At 62.6% G+C, this 21,547-nt stretch carries 18 protein-coding genes; 8 read left to right on the forward strand and 10 right to left on the reverse strand.

Annotation, left to right across the window (positions count from 1 at the left end):
- Positions 1 to 34: 34 nt before the first annotated feature.
- Complete coding sequence (locus L981_RS02600) at positions 35 to 1,276, reverse strand: MFS transporter (RefSeq protein ID WP_043611427.1); 1,242 nt, start codon at positions 1,274 to 1,276, stop codon at positions 35 to 37.
- A 323-nt stretch (positions 1,277 to 1,599) separates the two neighbouring features.
- On the opposite strand from L981_RS02600, the gene aspS reads away from it, so the two are divergent.
- The gene (gene aspS, locus L981_RS02605) at positions 1,600 to 3,387 is read left to right on the forward strand and encodes an aspartate--tRNA ligase (RefSeq protein WP_043611428.1); all 1,788 of its coding nucleotides are present in this window, start codon (positions 1,600 to 1,602) and stop codon (positions 3,385 to 3,387) included.
- Between the two features lie 179 nt (positions 3,388 to 3,566).
- Here the strand turns inward: aspS and groL are convergent, their stop codons facing one another.
- From groL to L981_RS02630, 5 genes are all read right to left on the reverse strand, one after another.
- Positions 3,567 to 5,192, reverse strand: coding sequence for a chaperonin GroEL (groL, locus tag L981_RS02610; RefSeq protein ID WP_043611429.1), 1,626 nt, complete (start codon positions 5,190 to 5,192; stop codon positions 3,567 to 3,569).
- A 96-nt stretch (positions 5,193 to 5,288) separates the two neighbouring features.
- Positions 5,289 to 5,522, reverse strand: coding sequence for a hypothetical protein (locus L981_RS02615; protein ID WP_043611430.1), 234 nt, complete (start codon positions 5,520 to 5,522; stop codon positions 5,289 to 5,291).
- A 134-nt stretch (positions 5,523 to 5,656) separates the two neighbouring features.
- Positions 5,657 to 6,658: a lysophospholipid acyltransferase family protein gene (locus tag L981_RS02620; RefSeq protein WP_043611431.1), complete on the reverse strand. Its 1,002-nt coding sequence runs from the start codon at positions 6,656 to 6,658 to the stop codon at positions 5,657 to 5,659.
- Entirely contained in the window at positions 6,651 to 8,078 is a 1,428-nt protein-coding gene (locus L981_RS02625) for a cytochrome P450 (RefSeq protein ID WP_043611432.1), read from the reverse strand. Before L981_RS02625 ends, L981_RS02620 begins: the two co-directional genes overlap by 8 nt.
- Before the next feature lie 454 nt (positions 8,079 to 8,532).
- Positions 8,533 to 9,732 carry a hypothetical protein gene (locus tag L981_RS02630; protein WP_043611433.1) on the reverse strand — a complete coding sequence of 400 codons (1,200 nt, stop codon included), beginning with the start codon at positions 9,730 to 9,732 and terminating at the stop codon, positions 8,533 to 8,535.
- 445 nt (positions 9,733 to 10,177) lie between these two features.
- On the opposite strand from L981_RS02630, the gene parC reads away from it, so the two are divergent.
- Positions 10,178 to 12,454 carry a DNA topoisomerase IV subunit A gene (gene parC, locus L981_RS02635; protein WP_043611434.1) on the forward strand — a complete coding sequence of 759 codons (2,277 nt, stop codon included), beginning with the start codon at positions 10,178 to 10,180 and terminating at the stop codon, positions 12,452 to 12,454.
- A gap of 173 nt (positions 12,455 to 12,627) precedes the next feature.
- Complete coding sequence (locus L981_RS02640) at positions 12,628 to 13,041, forward strand: transcriptional regulator (RefSeq protein ID WP_371258815.1); 414 nt, start codon at positions 12,628 to 12,630, stop codon at positions 13,039 to 13,041.
- 9 nt (positions 13,042 to 13,050) lie between these two features.
- Here L981_RS02640 and L981_RS02645 read toward each other — a convergent pair whose 3' ends face one another.
- The 4 genes from L981_RS02645 to hemB form a co-directional block, all read right to left on the reverse strand.
- On the reverse strand, positions 13,051 to 13,947 hold the full coding sequence (locus L981_RS02645; RefSeq protein ID WP_043611435.1) for a DMT family transporter: 897 nt from the start codon (positions 13,945 to 13,947) through the stop codon (positions 13,051 to 13,053).
- Positions 13,948 to 13,950: 3 nt separating this feature from the next.
- Positions 13,951 to 14,739 (reverse strand): arginyltransferase, encoded by a 789-nt coding sequence (locus L981_RS02650; RefSeq protein WP_043611436.1) that lies wholly within the window; start codon positions 14,737 to 14,739, stop codon positions 13,951 to 13,953.
- A 188-nt stretch (positions 14,740 to 14,927) separates the two neighbouring features.
- On the reverse strand, positions 14,928 to 15,392 hold the full coding sequence (locus L981_RS02655) for an RDD family protein (RefSeq protein WP_043611437.1): 465 nt from the start codon (positions 15,390 to 15,392) through the stop codon (positions 14,928 to 14,930).
- An 88-nt stretch (positions 15,393 to 15,480) separates the two neighbouring features.
- Entirely contained in the window at positions 15,481 to 16,497 is a 1,017-nt protein-coding gene (gene hemB, locus L981_RS02660) for a porphobilinogen synthase (RefSeq protein WP_043611438.1), read from the reverse strand.
- Between the two features lie 183 nt (positions 16,498 to 16,680).
- Here hemB and L981_RS02670 point away from each other — a divergent pair, with 183 nt between their 5' ends.
- From L981_RS02670 to nrdR, 5 genes are all read left to right on the forward strand, one after another.
- Complete coding sequence (locus L981_RS02670; RefSeq protein WP_043611440.1) at positions 16,681 to 17,118, forward strand: DUF6163 family protein; 438 nt, start codon at positions 16,681 to 16,683, stop codon at positions 17,116 to 17,118.
- 130 nt (positions 17,119 to 17,248) lie between these two features.
- A complete protein-coding gene (gene ldtR, locus L981_RS02675) occupies positions 17,249 to 17,761 on the forward strand; it encodes a transcriptional regulator LdtR (protein ID WP_043611441.1) in 513 nt (170 codons plus the stop codon).
- 492 nt (positions 17,762 to 18,253) lie between these two features.
- Entirely contained in the window at positions 18,254 to 19,582 is a 1,329-nt protein-coding gene (locus tag L981_RS02680; RefSeq protein ID WP_043611442.1) for a murein L,D-transpeptidase, read from the forward strand.
- 183 nt (positions 19,583 to 19,765) lie between these two features.
- Positions 19,766 to 21,061, forward strand: coding sequence for a serine hydroxymethyltransferase (gene glyA, locus L981_RS02685; protein WP_043611443.1), 1,296 nt, complete (start codon positions 19,766 to 19,768; stop codon positions 21,059 to 21,061).
- A gap of 10 nt (positions 21,062 to 21,071) precedes the next feature.
- Positions 21,072 to 21,545, forward strand: coding sequence for a transcriptional regulator NrdR (gene nrdR, locus L981_RS02690; protein WP_034803756.1), 474 nt, complete (start codon positions 21,072 to 21,074; stop codon positions 21,543 to 21,545).
- Positions 21,546 to 21,547 lie beyond the last annotated feature (2 nt).

A 21,547-nucleotide genomic window follows, 5' to 3' on the forward strand; every position in this document is an offset into this window, starting at 1 on the left:
GCAATTATGCTGATCGCGCGCATCTTGCCGCAGGTCAGCGGTCCTTGCGCTTGTGGTTGTTGCCGGCAGCGAGCTTGTTGAAGAAGGACGAGGTGCGCAGGAGGTTGCGGAACGGCATCGCCCGCTCGCCGGCAGGTACCGGTGCGCGCGCCGTCATGCGCTGCAGCGTGTAGAGCATGAACAGGAAGAGGATCGCTGCCGTGTAGATGAACAGCGCCTGCGGCCCGAAGATTTCGAGCAGGAAAGATGCAAACAGCGGCCCGATGATCGCGCCGAGCGACCAGAAGAACAGCATGCCCGCCGAAACGAGCGCATGCTGTCCCTCGGCCGCGTGATCGTTGGCATGGGCCGAGCAGAGCGAATAAAGCGGCATGGCAAAGGCGCCGAACAGGAAGATGCCGGCAAAATTCAGCCACTCGTCGTTGCCGGCGCCGAAGGCCAGGAACAGGCCGGCCAGCAGCGAGCCGAAGGTGGCGATCAGGATGATCAGCCGCCGGTCGATGCGGTCGGAATAGTGGCCGAGCGGATACTGCAGCACGACGCCGCCGATGATGCCGGCACTCATGAAGGTGGCGATCGCGGTGACCGACAGGCCGATGCCTTGTGCGTAGATCGGACCCAGCGAGCGGAAGGCCGCATTGGTGAGGCCGACGACGATGCAGCCGACGGTCGCAAGCGGCGAGATGTTCCAGAGCGCCTTGACGTCGAAGCGGATCGCTTCCGGCGCGACGGGACTCGAGCGGTCGGCAAAGGAGATCGGCACCAGCGACAAGGTCAGCGCCATCGAGATGATGGCGAAGAGCTCGAAGCCGCCAAGGCCGATGCCCGGGATGACGTATTGCGCCGCCGTCACCGAGCCGAGATCGACGAGACGGTAGACAGAGAGCGTGCGCGCCCGGTTGGCATTGGTGACGCTGGCGTTCAGCCAGCTTTCGACGGTCGCAAACAGGCAGGCGAAACAGATGCCGGCCAGAAGCCGCATCAGGAACCACATCAGCGGATTGATGACGAGCACCATGGAAATCGCCGCTGCCGACGCGATTGCGGCCATGGCCGAGAAGGTGCGGATGTGCCCGATCGAACGCAGGATGCGGGTGACATAGACGCAACCGAGCGCAAATCCGATGTTGTAGCCGGCACCGATCACCCCGATCAGCGAGGTGGAGAAGCCCTCCTCAAGCGCGCGCAGCGAGATGAACGTGCCTTGCAGGCCGTTGCCGCCGATGAGGATGCCTGCGGTGACAAGAAGGGGGATGAGCGGGCGAATCTGGGACATGGGGCAGGCAACATCCGAAAATCGGCCACGACTCGAGGATCAAATGTGCGGCCAGTGATTGTGTAGCCCCGCATTCTGCCGGCGGACAGCCCCGAATTGTGACGATTGCCGTCCTTTTCGCGGCATTTCGGCCTGCTCTTGTCACGAGCGCCCTTGGACTGGCCCTTTCCTTCGTTTACAACGCACCTCCATCGGGGGCGGACAGCGGCCGCGCGGCTTGACAAAGGCAACGCGTCATGCGCTTTTCCGCCCGATTTTGACCATGTTGCCGTGCGCCGTTTCTGACGTGCCTGCGCGGCTCTTTGCAATTCCGGGATAAGACGATGCATCGTTACCGCAGCCACACCTGTGCCGCCCTCCGCAAGTCGGACGTCGGCTCCACCGTTCGCCTCTCCGGCTGGGTCCACCGCGTCCGCGACCATGGCGGTCTGCTCTTCATCGACCTGCGCGACCATTACGGCATTACCCAGGTCGTCGCCGATCCCGACAGCCCCGCCTTCAAGGCAGCCGAGACCGTGCGCGGTGAGTGGGTCGTGCGCATCGACGGCCTCGTCAAGGCGCGCATGGACGACACCGTCAACAAGGGCATGCCGACAGGCGAGATCGAGCTCTACGCCCAGGAGATCGAAGTTCTCTCGGCGGCCAAGGAACTGCCGCTGCCGGTCTTCGGCGAGCCTGACTATCCGGAAGACGTGCGGCTCAAGTACCGCTTCCTCGACCTGCGCCGCGATACGCTGCACAAGAACATCGTCAAGCGCACCCAGATCATCTCGTCGATGCGCCGCCACATGGGCGAAGTCGGCTTTACCGAATACACCACCCCGATCCTGACTGCATCGTCGCCGGAAGGCGCGCGCGACTTCCTCGTGCCGTCGCGCATCCATCCCGGCAGCTTCTATGCGCTGCCGCAGGCGCCGCAGCAGTACAAGCAGCTGCTGATGGTGGCCGGTTTCGACCGCTACTTCCAGATCGCGCCGTGCTTCCGTGACGAAGACCCGCGCGCCGACCGCCTGCCGGGCGAGTTCTACCAGCTCGACCTGGAAATGAGCTTCGTCGAGCAGGAAGACGTCTGGTCGACCATGGAGCCGGTGATCCGCGAGATCTTCGTCGAGTTTGCCGACGGCAAGCCGGTGACGGAAAAGTTCCCGCGCATTCCTTACGACACCGCGATCCGCAAGTACGGCTCCGACAAGCCGGACCTGCGCAACCCGATCGAGATGCAGGCCGTCACCGAGCACTTCGCCGGGTCCGGCTTCAAGGTGTTCGCCAACATGATCGCGTCGAACCCGAAGGTCGAAGTCTGGGCGATCCCGGCCAAGACCGGCGGCTCGCGCGCATTCTGCGACCGCATGAACGCCTGGGCCCAGAGCCAGGGCCAGCCGGGCCTCGGCTACATCTTCTGGCGCAAGGAAGGCGAAAAGCTCGAAGGCGCCGGTCCGCTCGCCAAGAACATCGGCGAGGAGCGCACGGACGCGATTCGCACGCAGCTCGGTCTTGACGATGGCGACGCCTGCTTCTTCGTCGCCGGCGATCCCGCCAAGTTCTACAAGTTTGCCGGCGAAGCCCGCACCCGCGCCGGCGAGGAGCTGAACCTCGTCGACCGTGACCGCTTTGAATTCTGCTGGATCGTCGACTTCCCGTTCTACGAATGGCTGGAAGACGAAAAGAAGATCGATTTCGCCCACAACCCCTTCTCGATGCCGCAGGGTGGCCTCGAGGCGCTGAACACCGAAGACCCGCTGTCGCTCAAGGCCTACCAGTACGACATGGTCTGCAACGGCTTTGAAATCGCCTCGGGCTCGATCCGTAACCAGCTTCCGGAAGTGATGGTCAAGGCGTTCGAACTGACCGGCAAGTCGCAGCAGGAAGTCGAAGACCAGTTCGGCGGCCTCTACCGCGCCTTCCAGTACGGCGCACCGCCGCATGGCGGCATGGCGTTTGGCATCGACCGCATCGTCATGCTGCTCGTCGGCGCCAAGAACCTGCGCGAGATCTCGATCTTCCCAATGAACCAGCAGGCGGTTGACCTCCTGATGGGCGCACCGTCCGAAGCGGCGCCGGCCCAACTGCGCGAACTGGCGATCCGCCCGATCCCGCAGAAGAAGGACTAAGGTCGAACGGACCTGACACTAAAGAAAAAGCCCGGCGATCGTCTCGTCGGGCTTTTTGTTTGCCTGCTCCAGATGTCGCTTCGGCGAAGCGGACCTGCTGCCGATCGTTGAGCTTGCCATTGCCGAGGTCGGGCGCCACCGCCAGCTGTCCGGCTAGGCGACCAACCATCTGTCGCCCGTCAGAAGTCCATGCCTGGACCGGGTGGTGGCGTGGGTCCGTTCTTCTTCGGTTTTTCGGCGACCATGGCTTCGGTCGTCACAAGCAGGCCGGCGACGGACGCCGCGTCCTGTAGCGCTGCCCGCACGACCTTCGCCGGATCGATGACGCCCATGCGGTAGAGATCGCCATACTCGCCGGTCTGCGCGTTCCAGCCCTGGGCGAAATCGCTCATCTCCCGAAGTTTGCCGACGATGACCGAGCCCTCGGCGCCGGCGTTTTCGGCGATCTGGCGCACCGGCGCCTCCAGCGCCCGCCGCACGATCTCGACGCCGACGCGCTGGTCGTCGTTTTCGGGCTTGAGCCCATCGAGCGCGTGGACGACCCGAAGCAGCGCGACTCCGCCGCCAGGCAGAATGCCTTCCTCCACCGCGGCCCGTGTCGCATGCAGCGCATCGTCGACCCGGTCCTTCTTTTCCTTCACTTCCACTTCTGTCGAGCCGCCCACCCGGATCACCGCGACACCACCGGCAAGCTTGGCCAGCCGTTCCTGCAGCTTCTCGCGATCGTAGTCGGAGGTCGTTTCCTCGATCTGCGCCTTGATCTGGCCGACGCGTCCGTCGATATCCGCCTTGGTGCCGGCGCCGTCGACGATGGTGGTGTCTTCCTTCTCGACCATCACCCGCTTGGCCCGCCCGAGATTGGCGAGCGTCACGTTATCGAGCTTGATGCCGAGGTCTTCGGAGATGACCGTTCCGCCCGTCAGGATGGCGATGTCTTCGAGCATCGCCTTGCGCCGGTCGCCGAACCCCGGGGCCTTGACGGCCGCGATCTTCAGCCCGCCGCGCAGCTTGTTGACGACCAGCGTCGCCAGCGCTTCGCCTTCCACATCCTCGGCGATGATCAACAACGGCCGGCTTGCCTGGATCACCGCTTCGAGGATCGGGATCATCGCCTGCAGGTTGGAAAGCTTCTTTTCGTGAATGAGGATGTAGGGGTCTTCGAATTCGACCCGCATCTTCTCCTGGTCGGTGACGAAATAGGGGGAGAGATAGCCGCGGTCGAATTGCATGCCTTCGACGATCTCCAGCTCGATTTCGGCGGTTTTCGCCTCCTCGACCGTAATCACGCCTTCATTGCCGACACGCTCCATGGCCTTTGCCAGATAGCTTCCGATTTCGGCGTCGCCGTTGGCCGAGATCGTGCCCACCTGTGCGATCTCCTCATTGTTGGAAATCTTGCGCGCGTGGGTCTTCAGTTTCGCGACGATCGCGTCGACGGCGAGATCGATGCCGCGTTTCAGATCCATCGGGTTCATGCCGGATGCGATCGCTTTGACGCCCTCCTTGACGATGGCCTGTGCAAGCACGGTGGCCGTCGTCGTGCCGTCGCCGGCCACGTCGCTGGTGCGCGACGCGACCTCCCGCAACATCTGCGCGCCCATGTTCTCGAACTTGTCGTCGAGCTCGATTTCCTTGGCGACCGACACGCCGTCCTTGGTGATGCGCGGCGCGCCGAAGGCGCGTTCGATGACGACGTTGCGGCCCTTCGGGCCGAGCGTGACCTTGACCGCATCGGCGAGAATGTCGACACCGCGCAACATCCGATCGCGGGCATCGCTACTGAACCTGACTTCCTTGGCAGCCATTGTGGACCTCCCTCAACACGAACATATGGCCTCACGCACCCAGCCGCCCGGCAGGCGGCTTGCAATCGGACTTACCCGGCAAGTAGTCGTGTTCGACTACAGTTCGAAATTCCGCTCTTCTTCGTTGTCTGGGGTCAAGATGTCGATCAGCGCCGCAACACGGCCGGCCGGCAGATGGCGGCCTTCCCCGATCAGCGCTTCATCGTTGTTGACCCAGGCGATCGCCTCTGCAAGCTCGCCGGCCGTTGCGCCGGTCGCAAGCAGTTCGGCCATCAGCGTCTCGTCGACCGGGCCAAGGATGGCTGTAATGTCCGCCTGCTTCAGTCCCATGGCTATCTCCTTCCGTTTTATCGGTCAGGAACAGGGAATTCGGTCCTTGGCGGGATAAATAGGCCAGACCCGGCCGGCATCAAGCGGCGATCGCAAGGCCGACATGCGGGCGCACCAAAAAGCGCAAGCAAGCTTCACTGCGGCCGAAGCGCGTTGTCGAGGAAGTACCATTGGTCGAGATGGGCGCGAACGACCGGCTCGATGGCGTTATTCAAGAGCAGCATGTCGTCCAGAATTCGCGCATTCGGGCGATCCTCAGCCGGCAACCGAATAGGCTCGAGTGCTTCAAACTCGAAGCGGAAGTTGTCTGTGCGCAGACAGTACCATGGGCAGATCGTTGCGCCCGTCATGCGTGCCAGTCGAATGGCCACCGCAATGTTGCCCTCCTGATGCGGCTTGCGGCCAAAGAACGGTCCCCTGATCATGCCGGCAAAGCCTTCGTCGCAAAACATGCTGACGACACCGCCGTTTTTCAGCACCCTGAGCGCCGGCCGAATGCCTTCCGCCCCGGGAGGAAGGAACCGTAGCCCGGCCTTGGTGCGAACCCTTTCGGCGATCCAGGACTTTGCGCGGCCCTTGGGAGGCACGTACGAGGCGTAGGGTTGAAGGCCAAAACTCCGGATGGCAATGGTCCCGGCCTCCCAGTTGCCAAGGTGCATGCCGACGGTGATGACCGGCCCTTCCTTCGCTGCGTCGCGGATCCGCGCGAGGCTATCGGCCTTGAGCCGCTCGGGGCAGCGCTGCAGCCGGTTGATCACCGAAAACTCGGTCATCAGTCGCCCTTGTGCTCGACAGTTTTCGCGAAACAACGCCTCCTGCTGCGAGGCGTCCAGGTCGGGACGCAGATGCTGGATGGTTGCACGGGCGCGCTGAGCCGCGACCTTGTGGAACCGTGGCACCGCGAAGAGGCCGAGTGCTGCCCCTAGGCGCGAGCAGGCGTCCATCGGCAACATTTTCATGCCAAAGTGTCCAGCGAGGTTGGCGAGGTTCCACAGGTTGTCGGAAATCCAGTAACGCTGGAAAGCGCGCAGGCGATCACCGCCTGCTAGCGCGTCCGTAAGGCCGGGGACGCCTTCCTCCGTGAAGGTCCAGGCCTTGCGCTTGGCAATCGGCTCTTGCGGGCGTGGATCACCCATGCGCTTCGCTCCTGCGCCTGTGAAGCGTGACTGGAAGTCCGCGCTTCGGTCGCAATGTCAGGCGGCAAATTGGCTCGACTGCGTGGCGCGTGGCGACGCGCACCCGGAACCGCTGGGCAATGATTGCTAGACACAGGATCGCTTCGGTCAGCCCGAAATGCAGACCGGGGCAGACGCGGGGGCCGCTGGCAAACGGAATGAAGCTGTAGGGCGTCGGCCGACGACCCTCGGTAAATCGCTCCGGATGAAAATGGTGCGGATCCTGGAAGAGGCTTTCAGTCCGGTGGAGAAGCCACGGCACGATCAGCACGAGCGAGCCCGGCTCGGCGGCAACGTCGCCGATCATGTCCGCCTCGCGGGTCTGCCGCGCCAGGATCGGCACCGGCGGGTAGAGGCGAAGCGTTTCTTCGATGACCGCGCGGCACCATTCGAGCTGCGGCACGTCGTCGATCGTCGGTGTCCGGTCGCCGCAGACCCTGGCGATTTCGTCGTGGACTGCCTTCTCGACCCAGCCGGCCTTCGAAAGCAGATACCAGGTCCAGGTCAGCGTCGCCGCCGTCGTCTCGTGCCCGGCCATGAAGATGGTTGCGGCCTCGTTGCGCAAGGCGACGAGGTCGAGTTTCAGTTCCGGGTTTCGTTGCTGGCGGCGGATCAGCAGCTCGACCATCGAATTGTGGTCGCCGCGTCCGGCCAGGTGATCCTCAACCACCTTGTCGATGGTTGCGTGGATGCGCTTGACCGAACGACGCAGGCTCGGTGTGCGCAGCACTGGCAGGCCATCGTCGAAGCCGAGGAAGTAGCCGATGTTGATGGAATCGACCAGCGACTGGTAGCTGGTGAAGCCCTCGGTCACCGCCGCCGCGCTATCGTCGCCGAGCTGGTTGCCGAAGACGCTGCGCGCGATGATCTCTGCGGTCAGTCCGGCCATTTCGTGCAGAGCGTTGACCTCGGCGCCATCGGGCATGCGGTTCCAGCGCTCGACCAGTTCGCTGGTCGTATTTTCCATGACCGGTCCGAAGGAGGGGACCCGTTTGGCGTGGACGATATCTGCCACCAGCGGCCGGCGCTGCTTCCAGGTGTCTCCGTCCGAAATGAACAGCCCGTCGCCCAGCAGGAATTCGAGTGCCCGGCGCATCTGCGGGCTCTTGCGTTCGAAGTTTTCGTGGCGCTTGACGACGACCTGGCGGATCAGGTCGGGCGAATTGACGACGATGATCTGTCGCCCGAGGATCTTGGTCTGCGAGACCTTTTCGGTATAGTCGCTCGCCCGCCAGATCGACAGGAAATCCGTCCGTGCCTGGAGCAGCAGCCGCAGCGGCTTACCCGGCGGGCCTGTGTAGTAATCGGCTCGGACGGGGGCGAATTTCCCCTCCAGCAATTCTTCAGTGAAATTTACAGACTGCTGGAGCCAGGCGAGCATTTACGTCCGATCTGCCGTAACGTGGAGACGATATTCGGGTATGTATTTGTATATTTTGGACAAAGTCCGAGACGTCCCGGCCGAGGCTTAAATGCTCTCAAGTTCGCTGGAAGTCGGACTCTGAATTGCCTGAGGCTGGCATGCACGATTTCGATGAAAAACGCCATCGCCTTACGGTGAAAATTTCTTGGTGCAAGCAATAGCCGACCGGGAAGAAGCGTGCCCCGCACGCAGCCGATGCGCGCTCCACAAGGGCGCTCGACGTGATCCGACTGTGCGGTTCGCAAGTAAAGGCGGAGCTTGTTCTTTCAGGGGAGGGCGCGGCGCGGGCTTCGGCTGGCGAAGTCCGCCGAGTGAATCGCCATCAAACCTTGCGCGCCTGTCTCGGCGCGCAAGGTTGGTCGTCATCTTGGTCTCTCCTGGGCTCGATTGAGGCCGGGAGAAACCTGAACGATTAGTCGTTCGCCGTTACCTTGACGCCGAGCACCGACGGGATGGTGTTCGGCGCGCCCATGGCAGCACCCATGATCATCGGGAACGGAACCGGCTTTTCCGGAGCGGCGCTGATCGTCAGGCTCTTCGGGCCGTCGAGATAGGCGTTGACGGCGGCCGACACCTGGTTCTGTAGTTCCGGCACGTTGAGCTGCGCCATCATGATCGGAACCAGGCCCTTCAGCGACTGCGCCATCTGCTCGCCGGAAACACCCTGCTGCGAGCCGGCATAGTCGAGCGCCTTCTTGGTGATCGACGCGTCGTCGAAGCGGATTTCGGCGCTGTTGAAGGTCAGCTGCTGCATGAGGCCCATCATGGCGAGACCCATGGCCTGGTTGGCCTCTTCCTTGTTCGGGTTGGCTTCGGCAGCCTTCATCGCTTCCTGCATCGACTTGACGAAGGCAAGCGTGTAGCCGGAGATGTCGAGAGCGAAGTTCAGCCGGCCGACATCCTTGAAGTCGAGGGCATATTCTTCGAGTGCGACATTGCCGCTTTCGACTTCCCAGCTGCCCTTCATCGTCAGGGCGCCGTCGATGGTGGTGAGGCCGAGCTTTTCGATCGCCTCCTTGCTCTTGGCGTCTTCGACCGACGACAGGTCGGCCTTGATGCCGGACGCAGTCGCGTCGAAGTCGAAGCCGGCGTCATTTTCCTGGCGCGCGAGGTTGGCTTCGGTGCTTTCGAGCGAGAAGACTTCCTTGCCCTTGGAGCTGACGGCGATCGGGCCGGTGCTGGCGCTTTCATAGAGAAGGATGTCGTTGATCGTTCCGCCGGTCGCATTGGCCGGGATCGTCAGGCCGGAGAGCAGGATGTCCTTGACCGAAATGGCACCCTCGTCCTGGCTGACATTGACGTCGGGGAACGAAACGGTTTCGGCGTAGTAGCCGCCGCCTTCGGTTTCCTCGACGCCTTCGAAGGTCAGGTCCCCGATCTTCAGGTCCACCGCTTCGCCCGGCTGGCTTGCGACCTTGAGCTTGACGCCGGTCACCGTCACCTTGTCGCCGTCGACTTCGGCCTTGTCATAGGTGAGCGAGGTGCCGTTCGCGTTCGTCGCTGCGTCGAGCTTCTTCATCAGATCGGCGCCATCGAGCGCGAAGGCCGGGCCGGTAAGCGTGAGGAGCGCGGCGCTCGCCATCATCAGGCGGATCTTGCGCGTGTGCATCATTTCGAGTTCCTTCGTGAAAATCTTTGATTGTGTAGCGTTTAAGAAGATAAGGCGTCGCTGATCTGGTTCCCTTGGCAAGGGCTTCAACTGTAGGCGCTTGGCAGCATTCGTCTTTGTCGGCGGCGCGCTGCCGCCATTTCCATCTGCCAATGCGCGTCCTGCGATCCCCCTTGCAAATCGTCCAAATCAACTCCAGCCGAAGCTATTACGAAACAGGGCGAAATTATATTCGCTTGGGCGAACCGCACATGTTCCTGCTCGGGCATGCTTTCCGGGACGTTACCTGGCGGCAGCCTCCGACGCATAGCGGCGCGACCGTTGCACGAACATTGCGCCGGGGCAAGCGGATCGGTGTGCGGGCCGGTTATTTGAGGCGCGGGGGTTCTCCACAAGCGCAAGCCCTGAAAACCTTGCCGTTCCGGGTTTGTTGCGCTAGCAAGAACCTATGGGACAAAGCCTCAATCCCCCGTCAGGCGGGGACGATCACATTCAGCCGGTTGACCTCAAGGCGGCGCTGGAAGAGCGTTACCTCGCCTATGCCTTGTCGACCATCATGCACCGCGCGCTTCCGGACGTTCGCGACGGGTTGAAGCCCGTGCACCGCCGCATCGTGCATGCGATGAGCGAGATGGGGCTGCGCCCCAACTCCTCGTTCAAGAAATGCGCGCGTATCGTCGGCGACGTGATGGGTAAGTTCCATCCGCACGGCGACGCGTCGATCTATGACGCGCTGGTGCGCCTGTCGCAGGAATTTGCGATCCGCTATCCGCTGGTGGATGGCCAGGGCAACTTCGGCAACATCGACGGCGATAACGCCGCGGCGATGCGCTACACCGAAGCCAAGATGACGGACGTCTGCTCGCTGCTTCTGGAAGGCATCGACCAGGACGCGGTGGATTTTCGCCCGACCTACAACGAGGAAGACCAGGAGCCGACCGTGCTCCCCGGCGCCTTCCCGAACCTGCTCGCAAACGGCGCGACCGGCATCGCCGTCGGCATGGCCACCTCGATCCCGCCGCACAACGCGCATGAACTGTGCGACGCGGCGCTGCATCTCATCCGTCATCCCGAGGCGACCGTCGAGGATCTGCTTTACGATCCGGCCAACCCGCAAAAGGGCGGCATCGAAGGGCCCGACTTCCCGACCGGCGGCGTGATCGTCGAGGGCCGGGAAAGCATGGCCGAGTCCTACCGCACCGGCCGTGGCGGTTTCCGCGTCCGTGCCCGCTGGGCGCAGGAAGAGCTTGGGCGCGGCGGCTACCAGATCGTCGTCACCGAGATCCCGTACCAGGTACAGAAGTCGCGCCTGATCGAAAAGATTGCCGAGCTGCTGATCGCCCGCAAGCTGCCGCTGCTCGAAGACATCCGCGACGAATCTGCCGAAGACATCCGCATCGTCCTCGTGCCGAAGAGCCGTTCGGTCGATGCCGGCATCCTGATGGAATCGCTGTTCAAGCTGACCGAGCTCGAAAGCCGCATTCCGCTCAACATGAACGTGCTGTCCATGGGGCGCGTGCCGCGGGTCATGGCGCTGAACGAAGTGCTGTCGGAATGGCTGGCGCATCGCCGCGAAGTGCTGCAGCGCCGCTCGCGCCACCGGTTGGCCGCGATCGACCGCCGGCTCGAAATCCTCGGCGGCTACCTTGTCGCCTACCTGAACATCGACGAAGTCATTCGCATCATCCGTGAAGAGGATGAGCCGAAGACGGTGATGATGGAGCGGTTCTCGCTCACCGATCTCCAGGCCGAGTCGATCCTCAACATGCGCCTGCGCTCCTTGCGCAAGCTCGAGGAATTCGAGATCCGCACCGAGTTCGATGCGCTCTCGAAGGAAAAGGCCGAGATCGAGGCGCTGCTCGCCTCCGACGAAAAGCAGTGGCAGACCGTCGCCTGGGAAATCGGCGAAGTCAAAAAGAAGTTTGCCAAGGCGACCGAGATCGGCAAGCGCCGCAGCACCTTTGCCGATGCGCCGGAAGCCGACGTCGAGGCGATCCAGCAGGCGATGATCGAGAAGGAACCGATCACCGTCGTCATCTCTGAGAAGGGCTGGATCCGCGCGCTGAAGGGCCACATCTCCGACACGTCGTCACTCCAGTTCAAGGAGGGCGATGCGCTGAAGGTGGCGTTCCCGGCGCAGACGACCGACAAGATCCTCGTCTTCACGACAGGCGGTAAGGTCTACACGCTCGGCGGTGACAAGCTGCCCGGCGGTCGCGGCCATGGCGAGCCGCTGCGCATCATCGTCGACATGGAGACCGACCAGGACGTTCTGACGGCCTTCGTTCACGATCCGGCGCGCAGGCTTATCGTCGCCTCGGTTGCCGGCAACGGCTTCGTCGTCAGCGAAAGCGATATCGTCGCCAATACCCGCAAGGGCAAGCAGGTGATGAACGTATCGGGCAGCGACGAAGCGAAGCTGGTCGTTCCGGTCAAGGGCGATCACGTGGCCGTCGTCGGCGAAAACCGCAAGCTGGTCGTCTTCCCGCTCGTGCAGATCCCCGAGATGGCGCGTGGCAAGGGCGTGCGGCTGCAGCGCTACAAGGATGGCGGCATCTCCGACATCCGCTGCTTCACGATCGCCGACGGTCTCGTCTGGGAAGACAGCGCCGGCCGCGTCTTTACCAAGACCAAGGACGAACTGATCGAATGGCAGGGCGACCGCGCCTCTGCCGGCCGCGTCGTTCCGAAGGGCTTCCCGCGCAGCGGCAAGTTCAGCGGCTGACCATGATAACGAGAGCCATGCGGTCTAACGACTGCGTGGCTTCTGTCTCGTTCTGGCGCAGTTTGGCGCGCGCTCTTAAATCATTGGAAATCCAAATGAAACGCAAGCGCAACTGGCGCTTGTAAGCCAGAAGGCTATAATGGATCACTGCGCATCCAACAGGGATGACAGCGATGCCGAATGCCACAACCCTTGATGACGTCCTGCTGGCGCTTGCCCACCCGGTTCGCCGCCGCACGTTCGAGATCCTTTTTGCCGGCGAGGCGCGCGTCGCCGACATAGCTGTGGCCGTCGCGGTAACCGGCGAAGAGTTGGAAACGCACATAACGCTTCTGGAGGCCGCTGGCCTCGTTACCCGCCTCAGGCGGCGCGACGGCGACGCCTTGATCGGCAATCCGGCGCCGCTCAGCGTCGCGGCCACCTGGATCAACACCAACCGCGAACTCTGGGTCATGCGCGTAGAGATGCCCGGCGTCCGCCCGGCTTCGCTCGGACAGCCGCAGGAGCCGCTGCCGGTGCGCGATCGCGGCGTCGATCACAAACAGCGACGTCCGCGGCCGAGCAGTCAGCGTGACGACAAGTCTTAAACAATAGTGCTATTCGGCGCAGGCGACGGCCGCTTTCAGCGACCGGCTGCGCATCTGCCAGAGCGAATGGCCGATCAGCGCGAAGATGAGGATCGAACCGCCGATCAGCGTCTGCGTTGTCGGTGTTTCGGCAAAGACCATCCACACCCAGATCGGCGCGAGAATGGTCTCGAGCAGATAGAACATACCCACTTCCGGGGCTGAGAGATAACGTGGGCCGGTCGCAAGGCAGAAGAAGGCGAGCGGGATCATCACCAGGCCGTTGAACAGGATGTAGCCGGGGGCCGCGATCGTGAAGCCGCCGGCCGGCAGCATCAGGAGCGCGACGGCTGCCGGAAAGATCGCCGTCACCAGCGGCACCAGCGCCATGTCGCGCTTGCTAGCGCGGCTGATCGTGATCGCGCTTGCCAGCAGAAATGCGGAGGATGCCGCCATGGCGTCGCCAAAGAGGTGGCCGCTTTCCAGCCCGTCCTGGACGATCAGCCCGACGCCGAGCACCATCACCAGCATGGTCACGAGCGTCGCATTCGATGGCCTCTCCTTCAGGAAGATCCACGAGAGGATGGCGGCGAACATCGAGGTGAAGGCGAGGATGAAGACCACATTTGCCGTCGAGGTGTTGAAGACGGCGAGCAGGAACGTGCAGGAATTGATGCCGTAGAAGATGCCGACCAGGAGGCCGGCCTTGCCGGGCATCAGCGAAATCTTCCGGCCGAGCATGCGGTTGAGCACAAACCAGGCGCCCAGCGCGATCACGAAGGTCGACAGGCTGCGCACGGCAAGCAGCGACCAGACGTCGCCGCCGGCGGATCGGATGAGCGGGATGTCGAAGGAGAGGGCGAGGCCGCCGAGGCCGGTGATGGCAAGGCCGCGCCGGTGCATCGCGGCATCGGAAGATGAACTCAATTTCTAACCCGTTTTCGTAGGAGCGGCTTCCAGGATGGTGTCTCCGCCTTCATAGCGCTCCCAGCCACGGGCCATAAGGTGCTCTTGCGGCAGAAACTTTGTTTTATACCCCATCTTGCGCGAGCCTTTGACCCAATAGCCAAGATAGACATGGGGAAGGCCGCGCTCCCGGGCGCGGCGAATGTGATCGAGAATCATGAAGGTGCCGAGCGAGCGCTCTTCCTGCGCCGGGTCGAAGAAGGAGTAGACCATCGACAGCCCGTCGCCCATGCGGTCGGTCAGCGCTGCAGCGATCAACGGCCCGCGCGCCTTCTCGCTGATGCCGTCGCCTTCGACCCTCAGGCGATACTCGATGATCTTGGTGTGAACATGGGTGTCCTCGACCATCATCGCATAGTCGAGCACCGACATGTCCGACATGCCGCCCTTCTGGTGGCGTCGGTCGAGGTAGCGGCGGAAGAGGTTGTACTGTTCGCTCGACGGCTCGGCCGCATACTCCGCAGAGATCACGTCGTGATTGGCGGCAAGCACCCGGCGCATTGAGCGGGTGGGCTTGAACTCGTTGGCGAGGATGCGCACCGAAATACAGGCCCGACAGGTTTCGCAGGCAGGACGGTAAGCAATGTTCTGCGAGCGGCGGAAGCCGCCTTGCGTCAGGAGATCGTTGAGCTCGGGCGCGCGCTCGCCCACCATGTGGGTGAAAACCTTCCGCTCCATCTCGTTCGGCAGATAAGGGCAGGCTGCCGGTGCAGTCAGGTAAAATTGCGGAGACGGTGCGGTCTGTGTGTTCATCGAGTGCGGAGGTCACTCTTCGCGCTGTGGTTCATGACAGTAGCATGGCGCAAGAATGGAAAACGTCAACTCACTCGTTTGCCGCTTCCGTCTGCGCCTGCCGATATTTTAGGTGTGACCACGATAGGTGGCGGCGGTAAGGCGGAAGACGCCGCCTTACGCTTTCAGCTCGGTTGCCTGCGCCGGTTTCAATACATGTCGCGGCGCACCGTGACGGTGCCGATCAGCAGATCGTGCAGCAGGCGGCTGCGGTCGGTGAAAAGACCGATCAGCAGGATCAGCGGCGTCAACAGCGCGTTGGCGATCCAGAAGATGACGAGGTGGACGATCGCCGTCAGGAAGTCCATCGGGCGCCCGTCGGTTCTGGCAATCGCCAGGCCCATCACGCGCATGCCGGGAGAGGCCTGTTCGCGGCCACCGACCGTCAGGCCGAAATAGAGCATGGCGACGATCGCAAAGAGCGCCGGATACAGCATGAAGCCGAGGCCAAGCGTCAGGATGCCGAGGAAGAAGACGACGACCGCCGCGGGGATCCACAGAAGCGCGATGATCGCGTAATCGATCAGAAAGGCAAAGACGCGTCGCGACAGCACGCCCTGATAGGCGCGCCAGTCATTGCTCGGCAGCCTCAGTTCTTCGTTGTGCATGGTCATCGGTCAAAAGCCTCGTTTGGTTGCAGCAAGGATATGGGATGGCATTCCCTGCAAAACAAGGATCTGGGCCCGGATCAAGCGGAGCGTTTCAGCGGCCTTTGGCGAGGATGCGGGCCACTTCGACGGCGAAGTAGCTGAGGATGCCGTCGCAGCCGGCGCGCTTGAAGGCGAGCAGCGTTTCGAGCATCACCTTCTCGCCGTCGATCCAGCCGTTGGCAGCCGCGGCCTTTACCTGCGAATACTCGCCGGACACCTGATAGGCGAAGACCGGCAGGCCGAAGGCTTCCTTCATCCGCCAGCAGATGTCGAGATAGGGAAGGCCTGGCTTTACCATCAGCATGTCGGCGCCTTCCTCGACGTCGAGGGCTGCGTCGCGGATCGCTTCGGTGCCGTTGGCGGGGTCGATGTAATAGGTCTTCTTGTCGCCTTTCAGAAGGCCGCCGGTGCCGATCGCCTCGCGATAGGGACCGTAGAAGCCGGAAGCGAACTTGGTCGCATAGGACATGATGCCGACATTCTGGTGGCCGCTCGCGTCGAGCGCCTGGCGGATCGCGCCGATGCGACCGTCCATCATGTCCGAGGGGGCGATGATGTCGGAGCCGGCATCGGCCTGGGCGACGGCCGCCCTTGCGATCGTCTCGACCGTCTCGTCGTTGACGATTTCGCCGTTGCGCAGGATGCCGTCATGGCCGTGGCTGGTGAAGGGATCGAGCGCGACATCGGTGATGATGCCGATTTCGGGCACGGCCTTCTTGAAGGCGCGTGTCGCCTGGTTGATCAGGTTGTCGGCGGCAAGGCTGTTGGAGCCGGTATCGTCGCGCAGCGACAGGTCGATGTTGGGGAAGGTGGCGATCGCCGGGATGCCGAGATCGGCCGCTTCCTTCACCGCTTCGACCGCCTTGTCGATACTCATCCGGTTGACGCCCGGCATCGCATCGATCGGCTGGACGATATTGCTTCCCGGCACGATGAAGATCGGCCAGATCAGGTCGTCGATGGTCAGGCGGTTTTCCTGCACCAGCCGGCGCGTCCAGTCGGCCTTGCGGTTGCGGCGCATGCGGCGGTGGCCGGTAACCCTGTCCACAAGATTTGTCCTGTCGTTCATCGCGCCGCGCCTTTCCCGTGAAAATCGTCGATAGGCAAGCGCTTTATCATGGGCTGGCCGTCATTGGGAACCGCGCGGCCGGCGAACGGGCTGCGGCATTTCTTCCCTTTAAGGGTGGCCGCGGAGGAGGGGAGGCCGTGATGCCGCTGGCGGATGGCAAAGACCCGCCCTATCTTGCCGCCCATGCTTCATGATTCTGCCCATGTGCCGAAACCGTCGCTGACCGAGATCCTCTTCGGTCTCTTCCTGCGTCTGGTCTCCGCTTCATGTATCTGGTTCGCGCTGAACTACTGGGCCATGCTGATCGGCTTTTCCCATGGCGGCGCCGGGCGCTTCGATCTCCTGACGCCGGAGTGGCGGGCGGCCGCAACCGCACTTGCCGTGATCTATCCGGTGGCTGCCCTCGGCCTGTGGCTGCTGGTCTCCTGGGGGCCGGTCGTCTGGGTGGTTGCGGCAGCGATCGAGATCGTGATGTACGAGTTCTATCCGGCCAGTTTCGGCACCCGTCCGCTGCTGGTCGTGCTGCACGCGGCGGTCGCCGTTACCTTCGTTCTTTTCCGCGCGGCGATCTTCTATCAGCGCTGGCGGCTTGCCAGGCAGGTAAGAGTTGATTCACCCTGAGACAGGGTCGCCAAATGGCAAGCTCTTGTTAAGGCTGCGGTTTAAGTAGAATTTTAGACGTATTCGATAGGGTCTCACTCAAGGCGGGAAGACAAACAGACACCGCCAAACAAAACAGTGAGGCAGTCAAATGAACACCAAGATGAAGCCGCAGGCAGTTCAGGCCAGAGACCCCCAGGAAGAAACCATCCGCGGTCTCTACATGGAATCCCTTCACCTCGTCGAGCGTCTGCACCGCCGCCTGCTCGACGTCATCAAGGACGAGTTCGACCGCGAAGGTCGCAGCGACGTCAACGCCGTTCAGGCTCTGTTGCTCTTCAACATCGGCAACTCGGAACTGACCGCCGGCGAACTTCGCTCCCGCGGCTACTACCTCGGCTCGAACGTCTCCTACAACGTCAAGAAGCTCGTCGACCTCGGTCTGATCAACCATCAGCGCTCCCGCGTCGACCGCCGCTCGGTCCGCATCAGCCTGACGGAAGACGGCCAGGAAATCGCCGAAACCGTCGCCAAGCTTTACGAGCGCCACATCGGCTCGATCCAGAAGGTCGGCGGGATCGGTTCGGACGAGTTCACCCAGATGAACAAGCTCCTGCAGCGCCTCGATCGCTTCTGGAACGACTCAATCATGTACCGCCTCTGATCAAGGCAAACCTCCAGTTCAAGGGTCGGGCGCAATCCCTGCGTGTCCGACCTTTGCCATTTGCGGCACCCTGTCCTGTTGCCGAAAAGCTGCACAGCTGCGGCACGCTTTCCGCGCCTTCGCGCGATTTTTCAAGTCAAAAACATTAGCAAATCAGAATGTTGCCGTTTCCACTTCGGCTCCAGCCCCGTCGCGCCTAGCGAAAAGCAAAAGGCATGCCATGTCGCGGTTCAGCCTCGCCGAGACACGAATTGGCCATATTGCTATGACAGCGACGACGACATGCGGTAGGTGCGGCCACATGTTTTCTGGTGTGTGGATTCGTTTCGCGTTTCGCCTGCCGGATGAGGGTCCTCACTCGCGGCATCGTGAAATCTTGTGAGGGCAGGGTGGCTCGTTGGTTGACCTTTGTTAACCACGATCGTGTTAGGGCTGCGGCAACGTGCGTGTCAGCGCATAGGGCGCGTGCCAACGCATTGGGATGGTAGGATTATGTCGAAAAAGAATGGAATTGATGCATTCTCGCGCCGCGCCTTCTTGCGCTCGGCAGCAACCTTCGGCGCCGTGGCAGTCGCCGGCGCGGCAAGCGCACAGGACGCCCTGAACGAGATCATCAATTCGCCTCGCCGCGGCTCCTGGGACGACCAGTTTGACGCGAAAGGGGCATCGCGCACCGCGACGACGGTCGTTTCGAATACGCCGGTTTTCGGCCCGGAAACGATCGCTCACGTGCAGCAGGCGATCTTCGACTACCAGAACATCGTTTCGCAGGGCGGCTGGCCGTCGGTCCAGACCAGCGTCAAGCTCGAACTCGGCGTCACCGACCCGTCCGTGCAGCAGCTCCGCCAGCGCCTGATGGTTTCCGGCGACCTGCCGCGCTCGGCCGGTGTCTCCTCGTCCTTCGACAGCTACGTCGAGGGTGCAGTCAAGCGCTTCCAGGCCCGTCACGGTCTGCCGGCAGACGGCGTCATCGGCGAATACACGCTGAAGGCGATCAATGTCGATGCCAACACCCGCCTCGGCCAGCTTCAGACCAACCTCGTTCGCCTGCAGTCGATGTCGGGCGGGCTCGGTCGCCGCTACGTGATGGTCAACATCCCGGCCGCCTATATCGAAGCGGTTGAGAACGGCCGCGTGGCGCTGCGCCACACGGCGATCGTCGGCAAGATCGACCGCCAGTCGCCGATCCTCAACTCGAAGATTTACGAGGTCATCCTCAACCCCTACTGGACCGCGCCGCGCTCGATCATCCAGAAGGATATCATGCCGCTGATGCGTAAGGATCCGACCTACCTGGCGCGCAACTCGATCCGCCTGTTCGACGGCAGCGGCGGCGAAGTGTCGCCGGAAACCGTCGACTGGAACGCCGAGAAGGCGCCGAACCTGATGTTCCGCCAGGACCCGGGCAAGATCAACGCGATGTCCTCGACGAAGATCAACTTCCACAACGAGCACCAGGTCTACATGCACGATACGCCGCAGCAGGGCCTGTTCAACAAGCTCATGCGCTTCGAATCGTCGGGCTGCGTACGCGTGCAGAACGTGCGCGACCTTTCGACCTGGCTGCTGAAGGAAACGCCCGGCTGGTCGCGCCAGCAGATCGAGGCGACCATCAAGACCGGCGTCAACACGCCAATCACGCTTGCCGAGGAAGTCCCTGTTTTCTTCACCTACATCACCGCCTGGTCCGCCAAGGACGGCGTGGTGCAGTTCCGCGACGATATCTATCAGCGCGACGGTGCCACCGAACTCGCGCTTCAGACGCCCTATGGCGTCGAGCAGTCGGCCGGTTCGGTCGACCAGGACGCCCTGCCGCAATAAGCAGGTTTGCGACACGAAATCGAAAAGCCGCGTTTCCCCTGGAAGCGCGGCTTTTTCATGCGCCGCACCCCGCGATATTTCGGCGCGGCAGATGGGGGAAATGACGCAAACCGCACAGCGGATATTGCTCTCTCCGTGCGAGGAAGTTAAAGAACTGCCACCCTTGAGAGGAGCCTCGCGCCGATGCCTGAACAGACCAATGACGCTTTCTTCACCCGCTCTCTGGCCGACAGCGATCCGGACATCTTTGGTGCGATCGAGAAGGAGCTGGGTCGCCAGCGCCACGAGATCGAGCTGATCGCCTCCGAGAACATCGTTTCCCGCGCCGTGCTCGAAGCCCAGGGCTCGATCATGACCAACAAATATGCCGAGGGCTACCCGGGCAAGCGCTACTACGGCGGCTGCCAGTTCGTCGACATCGCCGAGGAACTGGCGATCGAGCGCGCCAAGAAGCTCTTCGGCGTCAACTTCGCCAACGTTCAGCCGAACTCCGGTTCGCAGATGAACCAGGCCGTGTTCCTGGCGCTCCTGCAGCCGGGCGACACCTTCATGGGCCTCGACCTCAATTCGGGCGGTCACCTTACGCACGGTTCGCCGGTCAACATGTCCGGCAAGTGGTTCAACGTCGTCTCCTACGGCGTGCGTGAAGACGACCACCTGCTTGACATGGACAACGTCGCCGAGCAGGCGCGCAAGCACAAGCCGAAGCTGATCATCGCCGGCGGCACCGCTTACTCGCGCATCTGGGACTGGAAGCGTTTCCGTGAGATCGCCGATGAAGTCGGCGCCTGGCTGATGGTCGACATGGCGCACATCGCCGGTCTCGTCGCCGGTGGCCAGCATCCGTCGCCGTTCCCGCATTGCCACGTGGCAACGACCACGACGCACAAGTCACTCCGCGGCCCGCGCGGCGGCATGGTTCTGACCAACGACGAAGATATCGCCAAGAAGATCAACTCGGCCGTCTTCCCGGGCCTCCAGGGCGGTCCGCTGATGCACGTCATCGCTGCGAAGGCTGTCGCCCTCGGCGAAGCGCTGCAGCCGTCGTTCAAGGACTATGCGGCCCAGGTCGTCAAGAACGCCCGCACGCTCGCCGAAACGCTGAAGGCCAATGGCCTCGACATCGTATCGGGCGGTACGGACAACCACCTGATGCTCGTCGACCTGCGCAAGAAGAACGCAACTGGCAAGCGCGCGGAAGCCGCTCTCGGTCGTGCCTTCATCACCTGCAACAAGAACGGCATCCCGTTCGATCCTGAAAAGCCCTTCGTCACCTCGGGCGTCCGTCTCGGCACGCCGGCCGGCACGACCCGTGGCTTCAAGGAAGCCGAGTTCAAGGAAATCGGCGAGCGGATCGTCGAGGTTCTCGACGGCCTGAAGGTCGCCAACTCCGACGAGGGCAATGCTGCCGTCGAAGCGAGCGTGCGCGACAAGGTCGTCAAGCTGACCGACCGCTTCCCGATGTACGGCTACATGTGATCGGTCGCCCATGCGCTGCCCCTATTGCGGTTCTGAAGACAGTCAGGTGAAGGATTCCCGTCCGGCAGAGGACGGGAATGCCATTCGCCGCCGCCGGATTTGTCCGGATTGCGGAGGTCGTTTCACGACCTTCGAACGGGTGCAGTTGCGTGAACTGATGATCATCAAGAAAACCGGTCGGAAGGTTCCTTTCGACCGGGACAAGCTGTTGCGCTCCTTCGAGATTGCGCTGCGCAAGCGTCCGGTCGATCGCGACCGCATCGAGCGGGCGGTCTCCGGCATCGTGCGCCGCCTAGAAAGCTCCGGCGAGACCGAGATCCCTTCGGAAGAAATCGGCCTGCAGGTGCTCGAAGCGCTGAAGAGCCTCGATGACGTGGCTTTCGTGCGCTACGCTTCGGTCTATCGCGATTTCTCCCATGCGGAGGATTTCGAGAAGGTCATCACCGAGATCAGCGCCAAGATCGCGCGCGATCCCGGCGAGTAGAT

Origin of the sequence: Ensifer sp. ZNC0028 (genome assembly GCF_000799055.1) — a bacterium.
GTDB lineage: Bacteria > Pseudomonadota > Alphaproteobacteria > Rhizobiales > Rhizobiaceae > Ensifer.